This window comes from Paenibacillus sp. NPDC057967, assembly GCF_042887015.1.
Taxonomy (GTDB): domain Bacteria; phylum Bacillota; class Bacilli; order Paenibacillales; family Paenibacillaceae; genus Pristimantibacillus.
In genome coordinates, this window is sequence record NZ_JBHVQB010000002.1 from 148,877 (window position 1) to 174,465 (window position 25,589).

31 protein-coding genes and 1 tRNA gene are annotated in these 25,589 nt (G+C 51.2%); 23 read left to right on the forward strand and 9 right to left on the reverse strand.

Annotation, left to right across the window (positions count from 1 at the left end):
• Nucleotides 1-59 precede the first annotated feature (59 nt).
• From ACFVSO_RS05120 to ACFVSO_RS05135, 4 genes are all read left to right on the forward strand, one after another.
• Nucleotides 60-533 (forward strand): DinB family protein, encoded by a 474-nt coding sequence (locus ACFVSO_RS05120; protein WP_387470795.1) that lies wholly within the window; start codon nt 60-62, stop codon nt 531-533.
• Between the two features lie 75 nt (nt 534-608).
• Nucleotides 609-1,826 carry an MDR family MFS transporter gene (locus tag ACFVSO_RS05125; RefSeq protein ID WP_387470797.1) on the forward strand — a complete coding sequence of 406 codons (1,218 nt, stop codon included), beginning with the start codon at nt 609-611 and terminating at the stop codon, nt 1,824-1,826.
• 182 nt (nt 1,827-2,008) lie between these two features.
• A complete protein-coding gene (locus ACFVSO_RS05130) occupies nt 2,009-2,740 on the forward strand; it encodes a hypothetical protein (RefSeq protein ID WP_387470799.1) in 732 nt (243 codons plus the stop codon).
• A complete protein-coding gene (locus tag ACFVSO_RS05135) occupies nt 2,730-3,473 on the forward strand; it encodes a hypothetical protein (protein ID WP_387470801.1) in 744 nt (247 codons plus the stop codon). The genes ACFVSO_RS05130 and ACFVSO_RS05135 overlap by 11 nt, the downstream gene beginning before the upstream one ends.
• A 113-nt stretch (nt 3,474-3,586) precedes the next feature.
• Here the strand turns inward: ACFVSO_RS05135 and ACFVSO_RS05140 are convergent, their stop codons facing one another.
• Entirely contained in the window at nt 3,587-4,549 is a 963-nt protein-coding gene (locus ACFVSO_RS05140; protein WP_387470803.1) for a proline dehydrogenase family protein, read from the reverse strand.
• Between the two features lie 166 nt (nt 4,550-4,715).
• On the opposite strand from ACFVSO_RS05140, the gene ACFVSO_RS05145 reads away from it, so the two are divergent.
• Together ACFVSO_RS05145 and pdxR are read left to right on the forward strand one after the other, a co-directional pair.
• The gene (locus tag ACFVSO_RS05145) at nt 4,716-5,171 is read left to right on the forward strand and encodes a GNAT family N-acetyltransferase (RefSeq protein WP_387471636.1); all 456 of its coding nucleotides are present in this window, start codon (nt 4,716-4,718) and stop codon (nt 5,169-5,171) included.
• A gap of 36 nt (nt 5,172-5,207) precedes the next feature.
• On the forward strand, nt 5,208-6,638 hold the full coding sequence (gene pdxR / locus ACFVSO_RS05150; protein ID WP_387470805.1) for a MocR-like pyridoxine biosynthesis transcription factor PdxR: 1,431 nt from the start codon (nt 5,208-5,210) through the stop codon (nt 6,636-6,638).
• A 49-nt stretch (nt 6,639-6,687) separates the two neighbouring features.
• Here the strand turns inward: pdxR and ACFVSO_RS05155 are convergent, their stop codons facing one another.
• On the reverse strand, nt 6,688-7,185 hold the full coding sequence (locus ACFVSO_RS05155) for an LURP-one-related/scramblase family protein (RefSeq protein ID WP_387470807.1): 498 nt from the start codon (nt 7,183-7,185) through the stop codon (nt 6,688-6,690).
• A 98-nt stretch (nt 7,186-7,283) separates the two neighbouring features.
• Here ACFVSO_RS05155 and ACFVSO_RS05160 point away from each other — a divergent pair, with 98 nt between their 5' ends.
• On the forward strand, nt 7,284-7,466 hold the full coding sequence (locus ACFVSO_RS05160) for a hypothetical protein (protein ID WP_387470809.1): 183 nt from the start codon (nt 7,284-7,286) through the stop codon (nt 7,464-7,466).
• On the opposite strand, the gene ACFVSO_RS05165 is transcribed toward ACFVSO_RS05160, so the two are convergent.
• Nucleotides 7,449-8,036, reverse strand: coding sequence for a DJ-1/PfpI family protein (locus tag ACFVSO_RS05165; protein WP_387470811.1), 588 nt, complete (start codon nt 8,034-8,036; stop codon nt 7,449-7,451). The two genes, ACFVSO_RS05160 and ACFVSO_RS05165, sit on opposite strands and share 18 nt — an antisense overlap.
• A 120-nt stretch (nt 8,037-8,156) precedes the next feature.
• Here ACFVSO_RS05165 and ACFVSO_RS05170 point away from each other — a divergent pair, with 120 nt between their 5' ends.
• From ACFVSO_RS05170 to ACFVSO_RS05195, 6 genes are all read left to right on the forward strand, one after another.
• The gene (locus tag ACFVSO_RS05170; protein WP_387470813.1) at nt 8,157-9,050 is read left to right on the forward strand and encodes a LysR family transcriptional regulator; all 894 of its coding nucleotides are present in this window, start codon (nt 8,157-8,159) and stop codon (nt 9,048-9,050) included.
• Complete coding sequence (locus tag ACFVSO_RS05175) at nt 9,047-9,664, forward strand: hypothetical protein (RefSeq protein WP_387470815.1); 618 nt, start codon at nt 9,047-9,049, stop codon at nt 9,662-9,664. The genes ACFVSO_RS05170 and ACFVSO_RS05175 overlap by 4 nt, the downstream gene beginning before the upstream one ends.
• 60 nt (nt 9,665-9,724) lie before the next feature.
• On the forward strand, nt 9,725-11,239 hold the full coding sequence (locus tag ACFVSO_RS05180; RefSeq protein WP_387470817.1) for an amidase family protein: 1,515 nt from the start codon (nt 9,725-9,727) through the stop codon (nt 11,237-11,239).
• Between the two features lie 17 nt (nt 11,240-11,256).
• The gene (locus ACFVSO_RS05185; protein ID WP_387470819.1) at nt 11,257-12,009 is read left to right on the forward strand and encodes an MBL fold metallo-hydrolase; all 753 of its coding nucleotides are present in this window, start codon (nt 11,257-11,259) and stop codon (nt 12,007-12,009) included.
• Nucleotides 12,010-12,063: 54 nt separating this feature from the next.
• Nucleotides 12,064-13,095, forward strand: coding sequence for a serine hydrolase domain-containing protein (locus ACFVSO_RS05190; protein ID WP_387470821.1), 1,032 nt, complete (start codon nt 12,064-12,066; stop codon nt 13,093-13,095).
• A 123-nt stretch (nt 13,096-13,218) separates the two neighbouring features.
• Nucleotides 13,219-13,428, forward strand: a complete 210-nt coding sequence (locus tag ACFVSO_RS05195; protein ID WP_387470823.1) for a hypothetical protein — start codon at nt 13,219-13,221, stop codon at nt 13,426-13,428.
• 136 nt (nt 13,429-13,564) lie between these two features.
• Here ACFVSO_RS05195 and ACFVSO_RS05200 read toward each other — a convergent pair whose 3' ends face one another.
• Nucleotides 13,565-13,732 carry a hypothetical protein gene (locus ACFVSO_RS05200; RefSeq protein ID WP_387470825.1) on the reverse strand — a complete coding sequence of 56 codons (168 nt, stop codon included), beginning with the start codon at nt 13,730-13,732 and terminating at the stop codon, nt 13,565-13,567.
• Between the two features lie 177 nt (nt 13,733-13,909).
• Here ACFVSO_RS05200 and ACFVSO_RS05205 point away from each other — a divergent pair, with 177 nt between their 5' ends.
• The 6 genes from ACFVSO_RS05205 to ACFVSO_RS05230 all read left to right on the forward strand — a co-directional run bounded on the left by ACFVSO_RS05205 (nt 13,910) and on the right by ACFVSO_RS05230 (nt 17,350).
• The gene (locus ACFVSO_RS05205; RefSeq protein WP_387470827.1) at nt 13,910-14,071 is read left to right on the forward strand and encodes a DUF1328 domain-containing protein; all 162 of its coding nucleotides are present in this window, start codon (nt 13,910-13,912) and stop codon (nt 14,069-14,071) included.
• Nucleotides 14,072-14,136: 65 nt separating this feature from the next.
• Nucleotides 14,137-14,565, forward strand: coding sequence for a YflT domain-containing protein (locus ACFVSO_RS05210; RefSeq protein ID WP_387470829.1), 429 nt, complete (start codon nt 14,137-14,139; stop codon nt 14,563-14,565).
• 76 nt (nt 14,566-14,641) lie between these two features.
• Nucleotides 14,642-15,784 carry a SpoIIE family protein phosphatase gene (locus tag ACFVSO_RS05215; RefSeq protein WP_387470831.1) on the forward strand — a complete coding sequence of 381 codons (1,143 nt, stop codon included), beginning with the start codon at nt 14,642-14,644 and terminating at the stop codon, nt 15,782-15,784.
• 105 nt (nt 15,785-15,889) lie between these two features.
• Nucleotides 15,890-16,531, forward strand: a complete 642-nt coding sequence (locus ACFVSO_RS05220; protein WP_387470833.1) for a hypothetical protein — start codon at nt 15,890-15,892, stop codon at nt 16,529-16,531.
• A 73-nt stretch (nt 16,532-16,604) separates the two neighbouring features.
• Complete coding sequence (locus ACFVSO_RS05225; RefSeq protein ID WP_387470835.1) at nt 16,605-16,925, forward strand: STAS domain-containing protein; 321 nt, start codon at nt 16,605-16,607, stop codon at nt 16,923-16,925.
• Nucleotides 16,922-17,350: an ATP-binding protein gene (locus ACFVSO_RS05230; RefSeq protein ID WP_387470837.1), complete on the forward strand. Its 429-nt coding sequence runs from the start codon at nt 16,922-16,924 to the stop codon at nt 17,348-17,350. Before ACFVSO_RS05225 ends, ACFVSO_RS05230 begins: the two co-directional genes overlap by 4 nt.
• A gap of 177 nt (nt 17,351-17,527) precedes the next feature.
• Here ACFVSO_RS05230 and ACFVSO_RS05235 read toward each other — a convergent pair whose 3' ends face one another.
• Entirely contained in the window at nt 17,528-18,406 is an 879-nt protein-coding gene (locus ACFVSO_RS05235) for a CheR family methyltransferase (protein ID WP_387470839.1), read from the reverse strand.
• Nucleotide 18,407: 1 nt separating this feature from the next.
• Nucleotides 18,408-21,203: a response regulator gene (locus ACFVSO_RS05240; RefSeq protein WP_387470841.1), complete on the reverse strand. Its 2,796-nt coding sequence runs from the start codon at nt 21,201-21,203 to the stop codon at nt 18,408-18,410.
• A 189-nt stretch (nt 21,204-21,392) separates the two neighbouring features.
• Between ACFVSO_RS05240 and ACFVSO_RS05245 the strand changes: the two genes are divergently transcribed.
• Genes ACFVSO_RS05245 through ACFVSO_RS05255 form a run of 3 tightly spaced genes read left to right on the forward strand, consistent with a single transcriptional unit; the run spans nt 21,393 to nt 23,085 of the window.
• A complete protein-coding gene (locus ACFVSO_RS05245; RefSeq protein WP_387470843.1) occupies nt 21,393-21,824 on the forward strand; it encodes a DUF948 domain-containing protein in 432 nt (143 codons plus the stop codon).
• Nucleotides 21,825-21,859: 35 nt separating this feature from the next.
• Nucleotides 21,860-22,306 carry an anti-sigma B factor RsbW gene (gene rsbW, locus ACFVSO_RS05250; RefSeq protein ID WP_387470845.1) on the forward strand — a complete coding sequence of 149 codons (447 nt, stop codon included), beginning with the start codon at nt 21,860-21,862 and terminating at the stop codon, nt 22,304-22,306.
• Nucleotides 22,303-23,085 carry a sigma-70 family RNA polymerase sigma factor gene (locus ACFVSO_RS05255; RefSeq protein WP_387470847.1) on the forward strand — a complete coding sequence of 261 codons (783 nt, stop codon included), beginning with the start codon at nt 22,303-22,305 and terminating at the stop codon, nt 23,083-23,085. The genes rsbW and ACFVSO_RS05255 overlap by 4 nt, the downstream gene beginning before the upstream one ends.
• A gap of 221 nt (nt 23,086-23,306) precedes the next feature.
• Here the strand turns inward: ACFVSO_RS05255 and ACFVSO_RS05260 are convergent, their stop codons facing one another.
• Nucleotides 23,307-23,684 carry a YtxH domain-containing protein gene (locus ACFVSO_RS05260; protein ID WP_387470849.1) on the reverse strand — a complete coding sequence of 126 codons (378 nt, stop codon included), beginning with the start codon at nt 23,682-23,684 and terminating at the stop codon, nt 23,307-23,309.
• Between the two features lie 143 nt (nt 23,685-23,827).
• Complete coding sequence (locus ACFVSO_RS05265; protein ID WP_387470851.1) at nt 23,828-24,358, reverse strand: superoxide dismutase family protein; 531 nt, start codon at nt 24,356-24,358, stop codon at nt 23,828-23,830.
• 238 nt (nt 24,359-24,596) lie between these two features.
• On the opposite strand from ACFVSO_RS05265, the gene ACFVSO_RS05270 reads away from it, so the two are divergent.
• Entirely contained in the window at nt 24,597-25,409 is an 813-nt protein-coding gene (locus tag ACFVSO_RS05270) for a flagellin (RefSeq protein WP_387470853.1), read from the forward strand.
• A 91-nt stretch (nt 25,410-25,500) separates the two neighbouring features.
• Here the strand turns inward: ACFVSO_RS05270 and ACFVSO_RS05275 are convergent.
• Nucleotides 25,501-25,577: transfer RNA gene (locus ACFVSO_RS05275), tRNA-Pro, on the reverse strand.
• Nucleotides 25,578-25,589: the final 12 nt, after the last annotated feature.

Sequence of the window (25,589 nt, forward strand, 5' to 3'; positions counted from 1 at the left end):
TATGAAAAGGTTCTTTTTATCTTTTTATATACCATTAAAGACGTTGGGAGCGGGTATGTATGGAGCATTTTCTGTTTGCGCAGTTGGCTTTTGTTCGAGGCGGCACGTTAAAGGCGGCAAGCGGAGTTTCCGAGGAGATGGCGGATCTCATACCGGACGGCTTCCGCAATTCGATTCGCTGGAATGTGGGACATGTCTATGTTGTGCTGGAGCGGTTCGCCTTTCAGTACATCGGGCTCCCGCAGCATTTGCCGGACGGCTTTAAGGAACGATTCGAATACGGCACGTCTCCTTTGGAGAGCACCAGCACTGCACCTGTTCCGTCTCTGCTCGAGCTGGAGCGGTTGCTTGGCGAGCAGAACGCGCGCATTCAGGCGGCGCTGAAGGACCGGTTACAGGAGAAGACAACGCCATATACAACCTCAACGGGCTTTACGCTGGATTCACCGGAGCAATTCTTAAGCTTGGCTCTTTATCATGAAGGTTTGCATCAAAGTATCATTAAATTATATAAAAATTTGCTGAACCGATAGCCTGAGCAGGTGACGGTAAATTAAAGCATCGCATCCCAAGGATCGTATCGTACAGCAAGAGAAAGAAGGGATTCGATGTTTCGTCGTTTCTTCGGGACGGTTACCCAGTACCATCCCATTGTTCAAGTGCTGCTAGCTGGCACCATCTTCGCCAGAATCGCCAGCTCCATGAGCTTGCCGTTTCTCGCGATCTACTTACTGGCCGCGACCGATATGAGTCCGACCATGATTGGTGTTACGATTGGCATCGGCTCGCTTGCGGGCATGCTTGGCGGCTTCTTCGGCGGCTACCTGTCCGACCGGTTCGGCCGCAGAATCATTATGCTGACGGCAATTTATATGTGGGGCTTTGTCTTTTTGGGATTTGCTTTTACGGGTATTCCGATCATATTCGCCTTGCTTAATGCCATTAACGGGTTATGCCGTTCCTTCTATGAACCTGTTTCTCAGGCGTTGATGGCCGATCTAACGGAGAAGGAGAAACGCTATCACGTCTTCTCCCTTCGTTATATGGCCATTAATATTGGCGTATCGGTCGGTCCGCTTCTCGGAACGCTGTTCGCTGCGATGAGCGGCAGCTTACCGTGGATCATTACCGGCTGCATCTATCTATGCTACGGCGTCCTGCTTCACGTGCTGCTGAACAAATTCGGTATTCGCCGAATCGAGGGAGAGAAGAAGGAGCCAGTTACGATCGGGCAGTCTTGGAGCGTCATTCGGAGAGACAGGGCATTCCGGTATTTCATTATCGGGGGCGTAATTAGCGCGATCTCTTACTCACAAATGACGTCAACCTTATCTCAATTTGTGGACGGGCAGTTCGCAAGCGGGGTTACATTGTTCGCTTGGATGATGAGCATTAACGCGGTGGTCGTCATTGCCTTCCAGCTTCCGTTCTCCAAGTGGGCGGAGAAGAAGTCGCCGATGACGGCGATTACGGTTGGCAGTATCAGCTATGCAATCGGCCATATCGGTTTTGCCTTTAGCGACAGCTGGTGGATGCTCATTGTATCCATGATTATTTTCACTTGGGGCGAGATTCTGACGTTCCCTGCCGGAGCGATCATTATTGATCGGCTGGCGCCGGACAAGATGCGAGGAACGTACTTCGGAGCTCAGACTTTTACGAATTTAGGGCATTTCCTTGGTCCATGGCTTGGCGGCATGCTGCTGCAGGGCTACGGCGGGCAAAGCTTGTTCATCACCGTCGCGGTCGTCTCCATCGTCTCCGTCTGGTTCTACCGGCTCGGCGAGAATCGGACAATGAAGCCTGATGTGACGGTCGGCGCATAATGCCGTTGGTTAGGAAGGCACTCTGACATAAGTCGTCAGGGTGTCTTTTTTACGAGCAAAAAAAGGGTTACATTACCAAAATAGGTGTGTTAGAGTGAAAAAGTCCATGAGCCGCAGGACGATGGTTAACAGCAGTAGTGATTAGGGGCAATGAAGTTTTGAAAGGGGGCGTGGCAGTATCTATGGCCTTGCAATTGGAATTCCCTCAGAATGTGATATTGATTATGGCTACCATCTTGGGATGGGGTGTCGTATTTTATTTGATACTTCGCCAATATAAGAAGATGAAGGAGAAGCCCGTCCTCTGGAAGATGCTTTTTGCTTCGTTAGTTGGCATATTCTCTACCTCCGGAAATTTCATCATATTAGCAACTCCCGTTAAGATTGCTTTTTTGCCTTTGGGCGTGTGGCTCTTATACTTTTTTTTGAGAAATGGCTCTTGGAATACCTATCGCAAGTTCGCATGGATTGGATTTCTCTCCAATTATACTTTTTTGGGGACGACGCTGCTTGCCATTATGCTGCATCAAGCGGTTTACGATCAGTCCAATCCTTCCACGTACTTGGCAAATACAGAAAAAGCTCAAATCGTAAGCATTCATCCATCAGCAAGCGATGTGAATTGGGATTATATTGTGTTTGAGAACCGAATGCACACTCTTGAGTTAAAACAATCCCAAAACACGTTGAACTGGTATTATGACTCTAACGTGGTGAGTGAAGTTAATTATGGGAATGAGAGATTCCCTTACGCATTGATTGGAGCCAAGTCGAGTTGGGGAAGCGGATATGATACATCCGTGTACCTGGAGTTCGACGGCAGAGGTGTATTGATTCAAACGCCGGAACGCCATTACTATTTCCGCAGTGAAGAGCCTCTTATGGATGTGGAGGTGACAGCTCGTGAAAATTAAAGTGCTTATCGTTGTGGCAATAGGAGTAGTAGCTGCTTCAGTCTACTGGTTCAGCCAGTGGGATGGTAAGCCGGGATCGCTTCCCAGCGAGCAGGCTATGATAAACGCCATTGATGGAATGTCTAATGAAATTAAGGTCAAGCAACTGGCTGCTGTCGATCTACTGGACAGCAAGCATGCTTTTGTGCCGTTTATATCTTTGTACGGCGAGCATGGCATGAGCTTCTGGGAGTGGAAGAAACATGAATGGCGATTGACTCGGATAGACAACAACGGCATGCCGCATATTTGGAAGCTTGATGTTAAAGATCCCCGTAAGCGGGTGCTTGTCTATCATATTGATCCAAAAGATGAGATGGAGAAGCTTACCTTCTATCTGCTGCGAGATCGGAACGCTTACTCACGGCACGAACATTATTTCTACGTGCCACGCATCCAGATAGAGTTGCCAGTCTCTCTGGACGAACAAAATTATGGAGTCATACCGTTCCCGGAGGATTGGGTGCAGCTTATGGAAGCGGACAGGAAGCAATTCCGTCCTGCAGGAGACGCGTATAACTCCATATTCAGCATACACCAGCGCTCGTTAATGTATGTAGGCTGGCTGCCGGAATACAAAGGTGGGACCGCTCCTGCTGGTCGCGGCAGCTATTCGAAGAGTGGTGCAGTAGACGTGGAATTTATTCCTATCCTCAATGCAGTAGTGCTGGAGCTCCCGCATAACATGCCTTAAGCAGGCATTAATGTCTCAAGATAATTCATGCTGTCAAAACCAAGTACAAGAAGTGGAGGGAGAGTCGGTATTTGCGATTCTCCCTCTTTCATCTATACCAGTATCCATCCTCGTTAGGTGTATGAATTCATTCGATCGTGTGTTGAAGGTTCAATCATGTCGACGAGCGCCTGATACAGATTCTCCGGATGCTCCGCTATACGATGGCATACGTACAGATACCATTCCTCTCCGTAAGGAAGATAGACCTTGCAGCGGCTGCCTTCAGCTCGAAGCTCGCTTAACCGTTCTGGCCGAATGCCGTACAGCATCTCGAATTCGGCATGGGGTGGCAATACACCGTACCGGAGCGACCATTCCTGCAGCAGCGACTCATCATGTGTGGCTAGCGATACAGGATGCCCGCTCTCCAAGAGAACATCAGCCATTTCCAAGTATCGAAGGTTCAGCTCTGGTGAGCGGGGCAGGGCAAGCTCGAGGGGCTCTCCATACGCCCCCTTCACCAATCTGATCTTGCCAGGGTAGCGGAGCAGCTCCTGGAGGTCGGCGGGAGAGCGATGGAGATGGGCCTGAAGCGTTACTCCGACCGCGGGGATTCTCTCGGATACTTTTTTGTAAATGTGCAGAATAGCATCCGTCTTGGAGGACTCTTCCATCCCGATCATGAGGGAGATGCCGAAGCGCTGAGCGATTTCAGCCAGCCTGCTCAGGTTGTCATATGCGAGCTCGCTGCTGATGGATAATCCGATATGGGACAAGTCAAGCGACACCGTCTCTTCCAGCGAGTGATGGCCGAAAGCCTCAATTATGGATTGGAACTCTGCGGTGGCCTTCAAGCACTCTGCTTCGGTAGAGGTGTTCTCTCCGATGTACTCCACCGTCACACCATAACCGTTCATCGTTATCCTTTTCGCTGCTTCCAGCGCTTCTTCGCGCGTATCGCCAGTGACGAACCTTAGCGCGGCTCTCCGCAGAAGGGGATACAGCTCGCTGGACTGCCGGATATAGGACTTAATGGTTTCATTGCGGGAAATTGATTTTAGGGCATGGGCAGCTTGTTCTTGCGGTTGAATCATCGGTTGCACACTCCTTCGTTCTGTATGTCCTCAATCTATCATGTTAAAATGGTTTGCAAGAGATCCACTATTACGCTATTTTCAAGGTACCACTTAGTGTTGTAGGGCCTCTTAGCTGGGCCGGCATACTGGTGCAGCCTGAACGACTATCTAAGGAGAAATGATGATGAATATACGGATGCTGCAAGCGGGGGAACAACCGCCGATGGATTTGCTTCTATTGGCTGATCCTTCTCAGAAGCTGGTCGAACAATATTTGAGCAGAGGGCAATGCTTTATCGGAGAATCAGAGAATGGCGTAATAGTAGGCGTCTATGTCTTGCTGCCCACAAGGCCAGAGACCGTTGAGCTTGTGAATGTAGCGGTAGATGAAGGCTGTCAGGGCAAAGGATTCGGCAAGCAATTGGTGAACCACGCCCTCGAGCAGGCCAGACTTACGGGTTATACAACAATTGAGATCGGAACCGGCAATTCGAGCGTAAGCCAGCTGGCGCTCTATCAGAAATGCGGCTTTCGGATTACAGGCGTAGATAGGGACTTCTTCATCCGGCATTATGAGGAAGAAATAGTCGAGAACGGGATACAAGTCGTGGATATGATTCGTTTGTCGCAGGATCTATAATGGCTTGTTGCCTGATAGGAAAGGAAACCAGCGACTATGCTTTGGATACCCGTCGATCGTAATTTGGACATGGCCTTGAACCGGCAATTATATGAGCAAATCCGTGATCGGATATTAAGAGGGGAGCTGCGTCCTTGCGATAAGCTGCCCTCCACGCGCGAGCTGGCGAAGGAGCTCCATCTGTCGCGGAATGTGGTGCTTGAGGCTTACGATCAGCTGTTGGCAGAGGGTTTCCTTATGGCAGAGCGAGGATCAGGCACGTATGTAGCGGAAGGGGCCTATCTGGAGGAGGCGCATGGACATTATACAGCCGAGGACTTCCTCGAAGCAGAGGAGTCGGCTGCAGAACATGCGGTCATTGACTTCCGTTCCGGCATACCGGCACTTGACGCGGTTCCGCGCAAAAGCTGGGGCAAGCTGTCTCATGAGGTTTGGCTTGAAACGTCAGCGGCGGCTTTCGGCTACGGCGCTCCGGAAGGTCGTTTGGAATTAAGAAGGGCACTGGCACAGTATCTATCCAAAACAAGAGGAGTGCGCTGTCTGCCGGAGCAAATTGTGATGACCTCAGGAGCGACGCAGGCGCTGACGCTGGCCGCGAGGCTGCTACTTTCAGCGGGTGATCCAGTGATAATAGAAGACCCTATTACGCGGGATATTCAGACCATCTTCAAGCAGTCGGGCGCCGAGCTGTATCCCGTACCTACCGATGAGCATGGCATGAGGACATCCCTGTTGCCGCAGGAAATGAATCCTGCATTTATTTTTCTAACCCCGTCGCATCAGTTCCCGCTTGGCGGCACATTATCGATTCAGCGCCGTATCCAACTGGTCCACTATGCGCGGGAGCGGGGATGTTATTTGGTAGAGGATGATTATGATATCGAGTTCCGCCACGAAGGGCCCCCAATCAGTTCGCTGCAGGGATTGGAGCCGGAACGTGTGCTATACATCGGTTCGTTCAGCAAAATATTATCGCCTGCGCTTCGACTGGGCTATCTGGTGCTTCCCCGTTATTTAGTTGAGGCGTGCCGCAGCTTGAAGTGGTTTTCGGATCTGCATACGTCTTCCCTTGATCAGCTTGTCCTGGCTCGCTATATCGAGAGCGGAGGGCTTGAACGCCACATTGCCAAAATGAAGAAGCTGTACCGGAGCAGGAGAGATGTATTGCTTCGCGCGCTGAAGGAAGCGTTCGGGGATGAGATAGAAGTAACGGGACAGTCAACGGGATTGCACTGTGTCGTTTCATTCCGGGGCATCAGCTTTACGGAAGAACGGCTGGCGAGTCTGCTAGACGATGGCGTAAAGGTCTATCCGGTAGAATATCATACTCTGGTGAAGGGCAGACATAAGCACCGCATTATATTGGGCTATGGTCATCTTGATGCGGAGCAATTGAGGGAAGGGGTTCGCCGGTTGAAGCAGGGACTGTCGGAACTCAGGCCATATGCCGCGGGCAGAGGTGGATAGAATAAAAAAATCCCTTGCCGGCAGCAAAGGGAAAGAGTTTCACTTAAGGTTACGAGTGAGCCGCATGGTTGTTGTTGCGCTTCTGAATGCTGTGCACGCCCATAATGACGGCAACCAGCTCATAGCTGTCAAGCTCGCTAGCGTCATTAAGCAGACGGAATGCACCGGGTTGGAGCCAGCCGCTTACCTTCTGGAACGTGGCAACGGTCGTCTCGCTCCGGTCTAATATGGCATAATCCTGAGAAAAGGCCGGAGATTCAATCGTATAAATGCCGCGGTAGCCCGCATCATATTCGTATCGCTTGCTGAATAAGGAAAACTTGGCCCGCAGCGTGCCCAGCTCTTCACCAGCAGCGCCCGAAACCTCCCACGTATTGCCCATAAATCGGAACTTGCCGGTGCAGCGCAGACTGGAGCCCTGTCCGAAGACAGAGATGGAAGAGGTCAGCATACTCTCCAGATCCAGCATGCCAGCCGGCATTCCTCCTTTATCCATAATGTCGGTCTGGCCCGTGCTGAAGAATCGATCGTTAAAGTACAACTCCACTTCATATCCGCTCCCTTCGGTTGCTAGTCTTATGGAATAGTACGTTGGAAGAGGCGAAGATGTTGCATCGGAAAATGAAACGGACCAGGAGGATTTCTATGATTGATTTTCAAGTGTTTGCGAAGCGCGGCCGTTTGGTTGATCTCGGTTTGGCGTCATTGGTATTTGTGCTGATTGGTGTTTTAATGGTTGTGTTGGCTCCACAAATAAATAAGCCGGGCGAAGGGGTGCTGCTAACCGTCTTCGGTATCATCGGTTTGTTGTTAAGCAAACCCCATTAAACGTCTGACCTCATTGGCGTTGTCGGCATTTGTCAGCTTTTCAAGCAGCATAAATGCGACGTCGAAAGCGGTAGAGGGATTATAGGAAGTGATGATATTGCGGTCAACGACAATGCGCTCATCTGGAACAACCAATGCTCCCATCTCCTCCAGCATAAGCTGGCGCCTGCGATTGTTCAGGTTATACGTCGTTGCCCGCCTGCCCTCCAGCACCCCGCTTTTGCCAATCATAAGCGCGGCTACGCAGATAGATGCGATCCACTTGCCTTGGCGATCAAATTCTCTAATGAAGGCCAGTACATCCTCCCGGAATGCATCCTCGTAAAATCCAGCCGTTTCGAATCCCCCAGGCAAGGCGAGCGCATCGAATTCATCGACGCTCACATCAGCCAGCAGCTTCTCCGGCAGAACGGTAAAGTTCCACGTGCAAGCCAGCTTCTCACGAGTTCCGACCGTCACGACTTCGGTTGATCCATCCCCTTCCTCCCGGTTCCACCCCAATACATCGGTAAATACGCTTGCCTCAACAGCTTCGAAGCCATTCGGCAGCAATAGGCAAATTCGGCTCATGCTTCTATCTCCTATCTGATTTGAATTCGTTGAATTCATGATAAAATAGAAACTATTATTAGTAAAATTGAAACATTTCAAGGATATATTCAGCATTTCTGATAAGAAGGAGCGATGAGGATGGATATACGGCAGTTTCAGACGTTCAAATCGGCAGCCGATCTCGGCAGCTTTACGAAGGCGGCTCAGGCTTTGCAATATTCGCAGGCTACGATTACCTCCCATATTCAGCAACTGGAAGAGGAGATCGGCTATCCCTTATTCGACCGATTAGGGAAGCGAATCGTGTTAACGGAAGCGGGGAAGGAGCTGTATCCTTATGTCGTGGAGCTGCTTACGGCTTATTCGAAAATCAAGCATATCTCTGAGGACAATCATACGGTTCGGGGAGAGCTGCGAATCGGCGCGTCGGAGACGATGACCGTCTACAAGCTAGGGCCGGTCTTGTCGCAGTTCAAGAAACAATATCCGGAGGTTACTCTGTCTCTCATAAATGACAACTGCATGCCGCTGCGAGAGATGCTCCACACCGGGGAGCTGGATATTGCCGTTACGCTGGAACCGCATGTCGATGATCCGCAGCTTATCGCCATCCCATTCTTGGAGTCGCCTCTGGTCTTTGTTGGCGGCAGCCATCTGGCCGCCCGCTCAATGGGAGAATTGCAGGACGAATGCATCATCTTCAGCGAAAAAAACTGCTCGCTCCGCCGAACCTTCGAGTCGTATATGGAGCGCAAAGCTTGGACAGTCGGCAGCCATATGGAGTTCACCAGTATGGAGGCGATGAAACAGTGCGTCGTCAGCGGCCTGGGCATCAGCCTCATGCCTTATATGAGTGTGGAGGGGATGCTGAGGAGCAAGGATATGGCTGCTCTTCAGACGGACGATGAGCTGACGTTCTACGGACAAGTCTGTTATCACAAGAACAAATGGCTGTCCCGTGCTCATCGGACTTTTATGGAGATGGTGCTAGGGCAACAGGATACAGGGAACCAGAGGGGAGTACAGCTATGAAGAAAAAAGTGTATTGGGGAATCGGAATAATAGCACTCTTAGTTGTAGCGTACGGCTGGCTAGCGGGTTACCGCTTCACTATGTCGTCGGCAATCTCGGCGGGCTTCCACAAGGATTACAGAGTTATTCTGTCCGAGGATATGCCTGGCGGCAAGGCTGTGCTTTATGAGGATACCTTCCATGGAACCTTCGGCGTGGGCAAGCTGCATACGCTCTGGGGCTTGCTGTACGCTCATGGAGGCGAAGGCGGCAGTCTTCGCGCTCAAGAGGATGGACAGCCGTTCGAGTTGGCCGGATATGGAAGCGGAGGCGACGATATATGGTTTCTGGTCGGCATTCGGGTGAGGGACGATTCGCAGATTCGCTATCTGTCGGCAGGCAATCATCTGAAGGATCTGGCCTATGATGAGCCTTATACGATGACTCTTGATGATGTAAAAGCCAATCCCAATCACTACGAGTGGGAGGAGGCCACGGGCAGATATGCGCTACTGGTGCTGGATGATTATACGGAAGAGAACTGGACCATCCGTGCCCTCGATCAGGAAGGGAAGCTGATAGCGGACAAGCCATTCGCAGCGCAGCCGCGATATCTCGACCAGCAACAACCATAATACGTACGCTGTTATCATTTGAATATAATTGATCTTTCCGTACCGGAGTCTGTGGGGGATATGGTAGGTTTAATCTATATCTATAAGGTGTCGGGGGAGAACGAATTGAACATCACGTTGAAAGAATGGATGGTAGAAGCCGATATCATGAGCCTGCAATCGGCAATGGAATCGGGCCGGATCAGCTCAGAGGAGCTGACTTTGGCGTACATAGATCGGATAAGGGAGATCAATCCCCTTATTAACGCCGTTCTGGAGCTGAACCCGGATGCGATAGACATTGCCCGGTCGCTTGATGCGGAGCGGAAGGAGAGAGGAAGCCGGGGGAAGCTGCACGGGATTCCGATTCTGCTGAAGGATAATATCGACACGGGAGACCGCATGCATACAAGCGCCGGCTCCATTGTGTTAGCGAATAGCATAGCGGCGAAAGATGCTTTCATTGCAGCCAAGCTGCGGGAGGCGGGTGCTGTGCTGCTGGGAAAAGCCAATATGACGGAATGGTCGAACTTTATGTCCAGCCGCATGCCGGCGGGCTACAGCTCGCGGGGTGGACAGGTGCTTAATCCTTATGGTCCGGGCGAGCTGTTCGTCAGCGGCTCCAGTTCTGGATCAGCAGCGGCGGTCGCCGCAAACCTCGCGGCAGCTGCAATCGGAACGGAGACGGCTGGCTCCATTGTAGGACCTGCTGCTCAGCATGCGCTGGTAGGCATCAAGCCTACAGTGGGACTTGCCAGCAGATCGGGTATTATCCCAATCTCAATTAATCAGGATACGCCGGGGCCGCTTGCCCGAACAGTCGCGGATGCGGCTATCCTGTTAGGAGCAATCGCAGGATGGGATGAGCACGATACGCTGACGGAGGTTAGGGAAGAAGCGGCTTGCCTGGACTACACGGCATTCCTGGATGCGTCGTATGTGTCTCATGCGAGAATCGGAATTCCGCGTCCCTACTATGAGCATCTGGACGAGGAACGGCTCGCGATTATGGAAGATGCCATCGCGGCGCTGAAGCGCGAGGGTGCAACGATCGTCGATAATATCCCTTTGCCGGTGGAATACAGCAATTGGAATCAAGGCGTCGTCGGTTATGAGTTCAAGCAGGGCATCAACGCTTATTTGTCGCGCTTGGATGAATCCTCGCCAGTGCATTCCTTAACGGAATTAATCGCTTATCATCGGGACCATGCCGAACAGACGTTGAAGTATGGTCAGGACACGCTGGAGCAGTCGGAGTCCGTGATGACGAAGGAGCAGTACGAGCAGGAGCAGGCTTCGTATAAGGAGAGGGCGCGACGTCAAGGCATCGAGTATCTGATGAAGCGGGAGCGGCTGGATGCGCTTCTTCTGCCTGGCGATGCCGATGGCAAATATATGGCGGCCCGAATGGGTTATCCGCTAATCTGCGTTCCGGCAGGATATTCGGCGAATGGCATCATCGATGAGGATGGCGATTCGACGAAGGGGCCGTTCGGCGTCATCTTCTCCGGCCTTGCCTTTAGCGAGCCGACACTTATTAAGCTGGCTTACGGATTCGAGCAGGCGACACGCCATCGTATTCCGCCAAAGCTCTAGAATAGGATGTGAATGGAATGAACAAGGTGTACAGCCTGCCCATTACTTTTGAACATGGCGGACAACGGCAGACCATAACGCCCGTCATATTGCGGGATGATCGCCATATGGTGCTTGTCGATTGCGGCTATCCCGGCTTCGTGCCGTTGCTGGAGGAAGCGGCTGGCCTGCAAGGATTGACGCTCCAGCATATGACGCATATATTTGTCACTCATCACGATATGGACCATATTGGAGCGCTTGCGGAATTGCAGAGGGCTTACCCGCAGGCAGAGACGATCACCTATGAGCTGGAGGCGCTATATGTGTCGGGCAAGCGCAAGTCGCTAAGGCTAATCCAAGCCGAGGCTTCTCTGGAAGGAATGCCGGAGGAGGCAAGAACGCAGGCGGAAGATTTTATCGCCTTTCTGAAGAGCATGGAGCCTGCTCTGGTGCATCGTACGGAGGCCGACGGAGCGCTGCTTCCGTGGTGCGGGGGAACGGAGGTTGTCCATACGCCAGGACATATGCCGGGGCATGCATCTCTATTCATCAGGGAGAGCGGTACGATGATTGCAGGAGATGCGGTTGTGATCGAAGAGGACGGCAAGCTTGGCATTGCCAATCCGCAGTTCACGCTGGATATGGAAGCGGCTCTAGGCACCGTCGAACGCATGTTGACGTACCCGATTCGGAAGCTGGTCTGCTATCACGGAGGCCTGTTCCAGGGGGATGCCAGAGCCGCCCTGATTGAATTGATGAGAGAGAGCGGCTTGGCGCCTTCGGAATAATGCAGCAGCTGGCGTTGGGGAAAGTAGAGAGTATAGTTAAAGGAAGTGAATACCGTGCGATTAGCTAATCAGATAGAAGCAATTGTACAGGACTTTAATGATAAGGCCGCAATGTCGTTCTCCGGATCGCTAAGGGTGAACGCGAACGGCGAGCGGTTCGAGCAGAGCTACGGTTTTGCCAATCGCAGCGAAGGCATCCGCAATAACGCCGATACGCGTTTCGGTATCGCATCCGGCTGCAAAATCTTCACCGCTGTGGCGATTGCGCAGCTTGTAGAGCAAGGAAAGCTGGCTTACGATTCCTTGCTGAAGGATGTTGTGGATCATTCCTTTCCGGCATTTGATCCCCGTGTCAATGTTCATCACTTGCTTACTCATACCTCAGGTGTGCCGGATTACTTTGATGAGGAGACCATGAGTCACTATGAGGACTTATGGAACACAATACCCACGTATCGCATAAAGTCGCCATCGGACTTTCTGCCGCTATTCGATACGCAGGAGATGAAGTTTGCCCCGGGAGAGCGATTCTCTTATTGCAACTCAGGCTTCGTTCTGCTCGGTCTGATCGTGGAGAAGATAAGCGGTCAGAGCTTCACCTCTTATATCGAGGAGCATATTTTCCGTAGCTGCGGGATGGACGATTCAGGTTATTTCGCCATGGACCGGCTGCCGGAACGGACAGCGCTCGGCTATATCGGTACAGATACCGATTGGCGCACGAACCAGTTCTCCATCCCGATCATAGGAGGGGCGGATGGCGGCGCTTATACGACCGTTCGCGATCTGGACCGATTCTGGGATGCGCTGCTGAGCTTCCGGCTGCTGTCTGAGGAGTCAACGGCTCTTTTGCTGCATCCGCATGCGGCTTCGAATGAGCATACCTCCTACGGCTATGGCGTGTGGATAACGATCATAGACGGCAAGCCGTTCAAGTATTTTGTGATGGGAAGCGATCCGGGTGTAGTCATGCTGTCTTCGGCCTATCTGCAGTCGGGCGCTTACGCGCATGTGCTGGCCAATGTGGAGCGGGGGTCCGGGATCATTGCCTCTGGCATTGATCGGCTACTGAAGGGTGAACGGTAGGCCAACCGGTTTCTGAGTTTTTTCTCATGGGAAGAGATGATTCATCCTGAGAAGGTTGGGTTAAGTAGGGATAGGAGACGCTGAGCTCCATACCCTAAAACGATCAATCAGGAGGAAGATACAATGAATAAGCTCGCAAAAAAGCAACGCATGACAAAGGTGCTGCTGACAGCTACGATGTGTGCAATTATGATTTTCACAGCCGCAGCCTGCAACAGCGACACGAACGGGACATCCAACAACTTGAATAATAACGCACCGATTGTGACGGATGATCCGCTTGCAACAGAACCAATCGTGCCTGGCGATGCCGACGATACGGTGACGGAATAATCATAGATGAGACAGCTATAGAAACCTCCCTGAGACAGGGAGGTTTTCTTCATGTCTGGCTAGATTGCGGTTGGGCATAAAACGCAAAAAACCGCTTGAAGAGCATGCTCTTCAAGCGGCTTCTGCCGTATCCCTCTTAGAAGAGAGGGAATACAAATCGGACGAGGAAGTACAGGATGCCAAAGACGATTACGATGTATGCGGTATATTTGATAAGGGTAGACAGAACCTGGCTTGAATCCGACTTCTTCTGAACATGCCGTTCTTCGATTTCCACGTTGCGCTGCGGAATATTCGTATTCATAATGATACACTCCTTTATAAAAGGTATAGCTCTCCTTACCCATGGATTGAACGGTTGAATCGGATGAGAACTGTCAAAAATTATACATGCTTCATTTGTTTCAAGGCGGACTGATTGGGTTAAGAACAAGCAAGCCGGCGAGCACAATCGCCGACAATCAGAAAGGCGGTGATTCCTATGCTGGGATGGGCATTAATGTTTTTCATTTTCGCTCTGGTAGCTGGAATCTTCGGGTTCATGGGCATAGCTTCCGCTATGGCGGGAATAGCCAAGGTCCTATTCGTTATCTTCGTAGTTTTGTTCTTGGCTTCCCTGATTCTAGGCAGAAGAAAAGTCTAATGATACCCAGGCAGTATGCTTAAGGAAACGACCATTCACATCATTCATTTCAGGAGGGATTTATCATGAAAACGGCAAATACAGAACAAACCAAAGTACGTACAGTCATGACACGCGATGAAGTGCAGGAGCAAGTGAGACAATTCCGCCATGAAGGTTATGCGGAGGATCGGGTCTTCGTACTGACTCATGACAAGACAAGGACGAAGCGTCTGGCAGAGCGTACAGATGCGGAAGAGATCGGAGTAGCGGAGCAAGGGCTAGGCACATCGATTGCCAATATATTCCGATCGACGGGCGATGGCCTCAGAGCCAAGATGAGATCGCTGGGCGTGGCGAAGGACGAAGCGGAAAGGCTGGAAGCCGCGATGGACCGGGATGCGATTGTCGTCATCGCCTGGGGCGGCAGGGAGTATTATGACGATGACTTCGACAGAGAAGTCTACTTCTACCCTTACACTTATCCGATGCATAACCAACCTCCGTACAAATAGGTTGAAATAGCCTGCCCGCAAGGGTAGGCTATTGCTATATACCTCTTCAGCAACTTGTCATAGGAGGACAATTCACTTGAGTATTATAATCGTAGACGACAATGTGACGAACCAGATGATTATAAGAACGATATTAACCAAAGAAGGATATTCCGATCTGCGCATCGCTTCATCCGCCCGACAATTATTCGGCATGCTGCATCTGGATTCGGAATGCCGTGCCGAGGAGCCGGTAGACCTTATCCTGCTGGATATGATGATGCCGGAGATTGACGGGCTGGAAGCCTGCAGAACCATTCAAGCGGATGATCGCTACCGCGATGTGCCGATTATATTCGTGACGGCGGTCGGCGATTCCCTTAAGCTGGCGGAGGCGCTTGATGCAGGCGCAACCGATTATGTCATGAAGCCGATCAATAAGCTGGAGCTGATGGCGCGTATTCGTTCTGCGCTCCGGTTGAAGCATGAGAAGGATTGGCATAAGGAGCGGGACAAGCGCATTCGCTATGAGCTGGAGTTGGCCAAGCAAGTGCAGCGGAGCGTCCTTAGCTTGCCTATTCAGAACGAGCAAATCAGCATCTTGGCTGATTACCGTCCTTCCTTTGAGCTGGCAGGAGACTACTATGCGTGGTTCCGCATCGACCGGGACCGTTATGCCGTCATTCTGCTGGATATGATGGGTCATGGCATCTCATCATCGCTTGTATGCATGTTCATCTCCTCGGTACTGAAGGATATGATGATGCGCATCACTGATCCGGAGGAGGTCATCCTGGAGCTGAACCGGTATATGGGGCAGCTCTATCGCTCCGACGAGCTGATGAACTATTACTTTACGGCCGTCTTCGTCCTGATTGATACCGCGAATCATACGGTCGAATACATCAATGCGGGCCATCCGCCAGGTCTCGTCGTAACGGACGATTCTCTGGTGATGTTAAGTCCCAGCGGCCCGGCTATCGGATTGTTCGAGCATATCCGTGTAAGCAAAGGCATGGTTCCTTATACGCCGGGTACGGTCATTGCGCTTTATACGGATGGACTGCTGGAAGCGATGGGCACGGAGGAAGACGATACGCTTGTCACACGCATTGCGGAGAGCATTCGGAAGTGTCCCGGCGCAGAGCCGGGAGAGATCGTAGAGGCCTTAATGCAGAACGAGGATGGCAGCAGCAGGCAGCGCGACGATATTTGCTTATTGCAGATTATGCTGAAGTAGCGACAATCCGTATGTTTCAAATGACAGAGAATGGTTTATACATGATCATAGGAACCTTGAAAGCTAAGTGAAGCATAAGCATCCATAGCGGGAGGGAGTTTCATCATGAGAGCAATCATTCTGTATGTCTTTATTATAGTGAGTGTTGTCGCAATGGGGATTCAGTCGTCAGAGCAGCAGGCTGATGCACAGATGCCGTTGAGGCATGTTGCAGGAGCGTCGCTGGCTATTGTGCCGGCTATCTATGATACAACTGGACTTATGAATCATGCGGAGGAAGCGTCTATGTATGTGCAGGCGGAAGACGAGGATCCTGCTGCAGAGCCGCAGACGTCGGAAGCGAGCATTGCTTTATCCGAGGGCAACGGGTTTGAACTGGATAGTGTAAATGGAATTAGCCTTTACGATACCCCTGAAGCCGTCGTATCCAAGCTGGGCGAACCCGTGAGCAAGTCGGTGGACGATCTATGGGGCGATCTGGAGGTATATGAATATTCGGATATGGAAATCGCCTTCTACGGTGAATTCATCCAGTATGTCAACATCGAGGCAGACAAGGCCTTGCAGGTAGACGGCGAGACATTGTCCATTACAAAGTCTGCTTTGACGAAGGCATTCGGCCAGCCCGATTATACCGCAGAGGACGGCATCGTATTCCAGCGGGATGACGCTGTATTGAAGCTGTTCCTCGATGAAGAAACGCATGAGCCGCAGTATGTAAGCTACTACCATATCGCAACGGTATAGCTTGTCTATTCAGGATTCAATTGATAGGATCAATATAAGGTCAAATAGAGCGGAGTGAATGGGAAGAATGAAAATGGAACCTTTTCGTATGGAACAGTATGAGACGAATGAACAGTTTGTATTAAAGCTTGGCGGGGAGCTCGATCTGGCTGTCGTTCCCCAACTGCAGGCGGCAGTAGACCCTTATTTGCGGCGTACGGATCTGGCTATGATTCTGGATCTTGAGGGACTGAAATATATCGACAGCACGGGCATCGGTATTATCGTCTCGATTCTGAAGACGAGGGATAGCGTGAACGCGCCGTTCTATGTGCGCAATATTCCGTCGACTGTGCGGAGATTGTTCGATATGACAGGTTTAACGGGCTACTTGAAGGAAGAGGCAGGGGCATGAAAGCTGTACACTTGCAAATACCGGCAGATGCGGACTATATCGATCTGGTCAGGAATTGTCTCTTGGGCGTTGCGACCAAGCTGGGCTTCTCTTTCGAGGACATTGAGGATATGAAGGTAGCGGTATCTGAGGCTTGCAGCAATGCGGTACTGCATGGCGCGGAGAGAGAGCAGGCCGGTGACGGTGTGATCGATGTCGCCTTTGAATCCGATGCTAACAGTCTGGCGATTCGCGTCGTGAATTACGGCATTCCCTTTGCGCATTCCGATGCTCGGAAGGCGGCTTCCGGCATCCAGGGCAACCATCCCAGCGAGCTGCGCGTGGGCGGTCTGGGCATTTATCTGATGGAAGCCTTAATGGATGAGGTGCAGATGAATTCCGATGAGCAGCGGACGGAAGTTCGACTCATGAAATACCGGGGATGAACACAAGAGCCTCTGTGCCTCGCGGCGGATGGAATGTAGAGGATGCTATTATACATGAGAATATAAAATGGCGTGCGCTTGGTTGACCGAAGCGACACGCCATTTTGCTGTGTGGAAATGGTAGGATGCTATCTGATTTGCAAGGGAGAGCTCGGAGGTGTTATAGCCATCCGAGTCTTATAGCTTGCGGAAGATCCTCTCTTCTGGCGTATATTCGGCGAACTTGGACTTATGAGGGGAGAGGAAGGATTCCTTGCTCCCCAGCGCCAGAAAGCCGCTGGGCGCCAGACTGTCCGTCAATACGCGATGTACTCTGTTTTGAAGCTCGGCATCAAAGTAAATCAACACATTGCGGCACAGAATCACATGAAATTCGTTAAAGGAACCGTCTGTCGCGAGATTATGCTCGGCGAACATCATATGCTCCTTAATTTCAGGCGGGAAGAAGGCATAGGAATGGTCTGTCTTGTAATAGGCGGAAAACTCGCGCGTGCCGCCTGCCTGCAAGTAATTGCGGGTATAAGCCTGCATGCGCTTGAGCGGGAACTTGCCTTGCTTGGCTTGAGCAACAGCTACCTTGCTCATATCCGTCGCATAGATGGTGGAGCGGTCCAGCAGACCTTCCTCCTGCAGCAGAATCGCCATGGAGTAGACCTCCTCGCCAGTGGCACATCCTGCATGCCAGATCCGCAGCTCATCCAGTTCCCGAAGATGAGGCACGACCATCTTGCGGAAGGCCAGGAAAAACTCCGGATCGCGGAACATCTCCGTCACCTTGATGGAGAAATCCTCTAGCAGCCTCTCCAGAAATCCTTCCTCATGCAGTACCTTGCCCAGCAGCGCCGAGATGGTCGGGAGTTTCTCCAGATTCATCCGATGCCTTACCCGTCTGCGCAGGGAGGAGCGGAGGTAATGGCGGAAGTCAAAACCCCTTAGCCGATAGATGGCCTCCAGCAGCAAATCCAGCTCAAGCTCTTCAATCTCTCCGTAATCAGAGGGCTCATCATCTAAGTCTCGCAAGGAATCGCCCTGTCGCAATTCGCCGTCATCCACCATGTTAATGTTCCACCTGCTTTGTCAGCCAAACCCTCATCAGCGAGAACAACTGCTCCATTTGGATTGGCTTGCTAATATAGTCGGACGCGCCGGCTGCCAGACAGCTCTCTTGATCGCTCTTCATCGCTTTGGCTGTCAAAGCGATAATTGGCGTGCTTTTCATCAACGGATGCTTCTTCAGCTCTTTGGTCGTCTCGAAGCCATCCATGACAGGCATCATGATATCCATCAGGACCAAATCGTAGTTAGAGTCGGTATCGACTATTTCCAGACATTCCTGTCCGTTGCGTGCAACCGTTACTTCCAATCCCTTCGTCTCCAGCGCTCTAACTAATGCGAAGACGTTGCGTGCATCATCCTCTACGAGCAGCACGCGCTTATTCAAGAATGCGGAGTCACCTTCATGGTACTCGGATTGTTCCTCTTCTCTGTGCGAAGGAGCTGCCTCCACAGCCGGTATAGCTGATGGAGGGTCGATTCTATCTGTATGTCTTGCCGTTATTCCGCTTGGAGCGGCAGCCGCGGCCTCCAGCATTGCCTGGTTAAGCTCAAACTGCGCTTCGTTAATCTGAAACGGCAAATACAACGTAAAGGTGCTTCCCTTGTGAAGCTCGCTGTCGACGACGATGCAGCCGCCCAGCAGATGGGCAAATTCGCTGCATATCGACAAGCCAAGTCCCGTTCCGCCGTAGAGGCGGTTCGTATTGCCGTCGACTTGCTGGAACGCTTCGAAGATAAGCTCCTGCTTATCCTTCGGTATTCCAATGCCGGTGTCGATGACCGAGAAGGCGATGAAGCTCTCTGCGTCTGTATCCGGCAAATGCTCTTGTATGGTCGACGGATCGGCCTGATGAAGCTTCAACGTGACCGTGCCGCTTTCGGTAAATTTGAAAGCGTTGGACAGCAGGTTCTTCAAAATTTGCTGCAAGCGCTGGCCATCCGTCCGGATAATCGGCGGCAATTCGCGTTGCTGCTCAATCAAGAAGGAGAGCCCCTTCTTATCGGCAATCGGATCGAAGCTAAGCTTCAGCATTTCCGGAACTTCCGAGACGTTGACTTCATCTACGATCAGGGCGATTTTGCCGGCTTCGATCTTGGATAAGTCAAGAATATCATCGATTAATGCCAGCAGGTCGTTGCCAGAGGAATGGATGACACGAGCATAGCCTTCCTCCTCGGGAGAGAGCGACTTGCTGTCGTTCTCGTACAGCATTTGGGACAGAATGAGAATGCTGTTGAGCGGCGTGCGCAGCTCATGGGACATATTCGCCAGGAAGTTGGTTTTGTATTGCGCGCTTTGCCTCAGCTTCTCCGCATAATCCTCCAGCTCTGCCTTGGCCAGCTCCAGTTCCTTCGTCTTCTGTTCCGCATATAGGTTCTGCTCTTCCAAGTGCTCAGTGGTCATGCGCATCTCTTCCTGCTGCATCTGCAGCTCCTCGGACTGCGCTTGCAGCTCTTCTGTCTGCGCCTGCAACTCCTCCGTCATCGCTTGGGATTCGCCGAGAAGCCGCTCGACCTCCATGCGTCCCGCTACATTGTCGATGGCGACGCCGAAGTGGTCTTCGATCGCCTCCAGCAGCTTCAGATGCTGGGCGAGGAAGGGATCGAGCGACGCAAATTCGATGACGGCAATGACTTTGCCTTCGAATTCGACAGGGATGACGAGCACGCTTCTTGGCTTTATCTCCGTTAATCCGGTCGTGATGCTGGCATTGTAATGCTCAGGCTGGTTGAGCAAGAACGGCCGCTTGTCCTGCGCGCATTGTCCGACCAGCCCTTCGCCGAAGCGGAAGCTGCCCTTCGCCGTCTCATCTCCGCCAGCGGCATACGCTGCGAGCTTGTCCATGCGCAACTGCTCTCCTGCTCCCTTGCGGTAGTAGAAGACGCCGTAGGAGGCGCCGATCATAGGCGCGACCTTGCTCAGGAACGAAGAAGCAAGCTGCTTCAAATCTTTGACACCGTGGTTCATGGTCGCCACTTCGGCGACATGGGTTTGAACCCAGGACTGAGCTTCAAGGCTCTCCAGCAACACGTTGGTCGCGTTGGCCAAATCTCTGATTTCGTCCTTTGAATTGACTTTAATCCGTTTGGTCAGATCCCCTCTGGAATCGGCGATCTCGGTGATCGTAGACGATACCTGGCGTATCGTTCGTACGATGGCGTTGGATACGTAAGCGACGATAATGAATGAGACGACAGCGACGGCAATGAGTATGCCAATTAAGCTGAACGTCAGCAGCTCGTTCCGTTTCTCCAATTCCCCGATATAAATCCGATTGGTCTCCAAATGCTTAAGGCGCAGCTGCTCCAGATGATCGCGCAGCTGGTCGACGTCTTCTTTGCCGGGATCGTTTTTGAAATAATCGATAATAGCTTCGGTTTTGTTTTCCCGCTTGAGCGCAATGGTCGGTTCGCCGGATACCTCAATCCAATGCTGAATGGTGGCCTTTATATTATCCAGGTCTCTCCGTTTCTCGTTATCGTTGTTAAAAAAGCCGCTGAGACGGTTCAAATTGTCTTCCCACTCGGCTTTGCTTTCCGTATACGGCTTCAAGTAGTTTTCGTCACCTGTCAGCAGATAGCCCCGCTGGCTGGTCTCCATGCTGATGACATTGTACCGGATGCTCGTAATTAAGTTATGAATGTTCATATCTCTCGATGTAATCGTCTCAATCTCGTTCTGAAGCGATTGGATTCGCTCGGACACGGCAACGACTGCTGCGCCCAGGCAGCAAATGATGAGTATATAGCCCACCGCTATTTTGAATCGAATGCTAATATTGCGTGGTGTAAGCATAACAGCCTCCTTCTTGTACAGCCTCATATCGAAAAGCCCGTACTTCCCAGGCGAGGATTCTTCTTTCTACTTATTATAGCATGCGAGGTCCAATCGGAAAAATTTGAGTGATTCTGGATTTTGTCGTTTCAACCTTTGCTGTGGGGGGTAATACGGGAGAAAGGATACTTTGGAAGGGGCCGTGATCCTATGAATTTAGTTGTGGAAATTAGTATAGTCGTGGTGGCAATAGCCACAGTACTCATGCTCTTGGCTGCTTTCAAAACACTGAAGCTGGCGGGAGCGGCGATCGAAGACGCCAAAAAAACGCTTGGCGATTTGAGAACTGAAATATTGCAAATCAGCCATGATGCCCGTGAGGTTGTCCGCAATACAAATGCTGTAACGGTAGATGCGCAGAAAAAAATGCAGGAACTGGACTCATTATTTTCCAGCGTGAAGGAGATTGGCCAAGCGACCCATGTGGTGACGCAATCGGTCAAGGAAGCCGCAGCAGGAGCGGCATCAAAGGTGAAACGAAACAGTCGGGATATTCAGAAGCCGGAGGGCGGGACCATTGCTGCCATTGCAGACGGCATCGCCTCTACCATTCGAATATGGAACCGGCTCAAGCAAAATTAAGTTATAATTGAAAGTGTGAGAAAGGATCGTGGAACATGAATCCGTTACCTATTATTATTCGTATTCCGGCAAGAGCCGATTATCTGGACATTGTCAGAGCTGCTTTGTTCGCCATTGCGAGCAAAGCCGGGTTCTCGTATGAAGCTATAGAAGATATGAAGGTTGCTGTAACTGAGGCGTGCACGAATGCCATTCGGCATGCCTATGAGGAAGGATTAGACGGAATGGTCGAACTGTCCTTCCTGTGGGATGAACAAGTACTGAACATTACAATCAAGGACGATGGAAGAGGGAACGTGGTAAGGGCTGCACAGAGCGCAGCACCATCCGTTCTACACCAGTCGCCGATTTCCGATGTCGCTGTCGGCGGTCTGGGCATCTTTTTGATGGAGGCTCTGATGGATGAGGTTCACGTACGCTCCGAGAATGGTACGGAGGTTGTACTCATTAAGCGCATGAGCAGAAACGAGGAGATGGTATGAATGTACAATCCTCGGGATTGACGCCGGAGCAGGCATCGATGCTCATGGAGCGCTACCGTATGCATGAGTGTAACGATAGCGCGACGCAGCTCCTCCTTCATTATGAATCCATCGTCCGTATGGCGGCAGGCAAGCTGTCCAGAAGCAGACCCGACTTGTACGAGGATCTGTTCCAGGTCGGACAGATGTCTATGCTTAGACTGTTCAAGCAATTTGATTCGGAGAAGGGTATTCCGTTCGAAGGCTACGCCATGAAGAGTGTCATTGGCCATTTGAAAAATTTTCTTCGCGATAAGTCCTGGTACATTCAAGTGCCGCGGCGTATTAAGGAGAAGGGACTGCTGCTGCAGAAGGCGATCGACGACCTGACGGTCAGGCTGGGCCGATCGCCTAAGATCGAGGATATTGCAGAGAGTCTGGATCTGAGCGTCGAAGAAACGATTGAAGTGATGACGTCGCGCGAGGCGTATCAATATGTATCGCTGGATATGCCTCTGTCTTCGGAAGGGGAGAGCGCGGCGACCGTCGGTGATATGATCGCCGGCGAAGCCGACGGCTTCCAGGCGCTTGAGGGCCGGATGGACCTCCGAGTAGCGTTCGAACGTCTGAAGGAGCAGGAGCAGCATGTGTTAACCCTTGTCTATACGCACGGCTTGTCGCAGCGCGACGTGGCCGAGCGGCTAGGCGTCTCGCAGATGAGTGTCTCCCGTATACAGCGCCGGGCGATCGAACGGTTGAAAACGCTCTTAGCGGATGAAGATGAGGAAGGTGGGAGTTAAGGCTGGCTGATGCTCTGCCGGCTGGAACACCTCCACAACTTGTACAGATAGAAGAGCCTGTGAGCCATGATAATGGTTTGCAGGCTTTTTCGTTGCGGCATACGTTGATGGCTGTTGATATCGTGCAGCGGGGAAGGATGAGGGGCAGAGAGTGGATTATTGGACGCGGCATAAGAAGAAGGAGCGCCCCGCGGGCGCTCCTTCTTCTATGGTAAGGTATATTATTGAGCGGGATCAGGTGTGCGTCCCTTGCTCTTGACCTCGGAATTGGTAGGCATCTTGTCCATTTCCTTGCCTAGCTTGACGATGTCGTCCTCTGTGGGCGCCATCGAATTGACATCAGCCTTAACGCCTTCTACAGCAGCCTGGGCGCTGTCCTTTGCTTGCTCGCTTACGCTAGTTACCATCTCTTTGGTATGCGTGCTTACGCTTGCTGCAAGCTCCTTGGCGCATTGTCCGATCGACTGGAGCTGATTTCCGATATCCGAGCGAAGCTGCTGGCCGGACTTCGGCGCGAACAACAGAGCTGTGATGGCTCCGACCGCTCCTCCTACCAATGCTCCGACTACAACTCCGCTTGTGGATGTGTTTTTGGACATAGTACATCTCTCCTTCGATTTCCATTGGGCCATACGAACCTGCATATCGCCTCTTATGGATTATTAACCCGATGCGGGGCATTCGAAACAAATAAAAAAGCCGTCTTGCACGCCGGATGCGCGAAGACAGCTTGTCCCTTGAGTTACTTGATGACGCCGCAGGCGATGCGAGCGCCGGAATTGCCAGAAGGGTCGGTTACGTAGTCGTCTGCTTTTTCGTGAATGATGAGCGACGTACCGCCTTCTTTGGTCAGAGAATTCGGCTTGCCTGGCAATAAGGTCGCGGTCTCGCTTTCCAGCATGGCGGTGACTGTGCCGTCTTCATTCACTTTAATATTCGGCAGATCGCCGGTATGGAAGCCTTTCGGGTTTTTGAAGCCATGCTGCTTATGATGCGGATTGAAGTGGTCGCCGGCTGTCTTGAAGTCCGGTGTATCACACTTGCCTTCGGCATGGAAGTGAATGCCGTGCACGCCTGGAGTCAAACCTTTGGCTTCCAGATGAATCAGTACTTTGCTGCCTTGCTGTTTCAAATGGGCGTTGCCGATCTCTTCACCCTTGCTGTTCACAATGGAAATCGACTGCTCTGCAGGAGCATTGTCTTCCTCCGCACTGGCGAGGGCCACCGTCTGGGAAAGCAGCAGCACCGAAAGGAGCATCATTATTTTTTTCATGGGTTCCTCCTGAAGTATGGACATGTAGATTTAACCGTTGCTGGAACGGCTTTATCTTTAGGATGTGCATAAATATGGAAAATATTCTATAGGTGATAAGTTTCCGCATTAAATAAGGATTTGGGGAAATTTAATTCCAAAAAAAACCTAATCAGGTATTACAATTTTGAAGGGACAGGTCGATACTAATAAAAGAACGGGATTAGGACTATATGACTATTAATCTGGGGGTGTTGCGATGCGTATCATGTCAAATTTACCAGCGCTTAATGCTTCCCGTACTTTATCTATGAATCAATATCGAATGTCTGTAGCCATGGAAAGGTTGTCATCCGGTTATCGGATTAATCGCGCAGCGGATGATCCGGCTGGTTTGTCGATCTCGGAGAGAATGCGCGCACAAATTCGAGGGCTGCAGCAAAGTGCAAGGAATATTCAGGATGGCATATCACTAATTCAGGTTGCAGAGGGTGCAATGCAGGAAATGCATGCCATGCTTCAGAGAATGAATGAGCTGGCCGTCCAGGCTTCGAATGGCACTTATAATGATAGCGACAGAAAAAGTATGCAAAAAGAATTTGATTTGCTTAGGACCGCTATAAATGATATTGCGAAGAATACACAATTTAACGGTAACCACTTATTAAATGGCGGCTTACCGATTCATATCAATACTTTAGGACAAAATGGGCATGGATTAGATCTGGAAAGACCTGAAGTAACAAGTTCAATGCTTGGCTTGACAGGTCTTGATATTTCCACACAAAACGGGGCATCCGATGCATTGTCTTCATTGAAAACCGCAATGAGCACTGTTTCGACGGAACGGGCAAAACTAGGCGCATCACAGAACCGTCTTGAACACACGTATAACTTTGTTATGAATTATGTGGAGAATTTGACTGCCGCGGAGTCGAGAATAAGAGATGCAGATATGGCGAAAGAAATGATGGAATTAGCTAGGGCACGTGTCTTAGAATCCGTTGGATTAGCGATATTGGCTCAAGCCAATTCGTTTCCGAAAAGTATTTTAAAGCTACTGGAGATATAGGAGTACGATAAAAATCCCACTGTTTTCGTGATACAACGAAAACAGTGGGATTTTTATTGCTGCTATATCCATGAATACTCTTATGTTGCAGTGGTCGGAGTAACTGGATTCGAACCAGCGACCTCACCCACCCCAAGGGTGCGCGCTACCAGGCTGCGCCATACCCCGGTATGTTCCTTC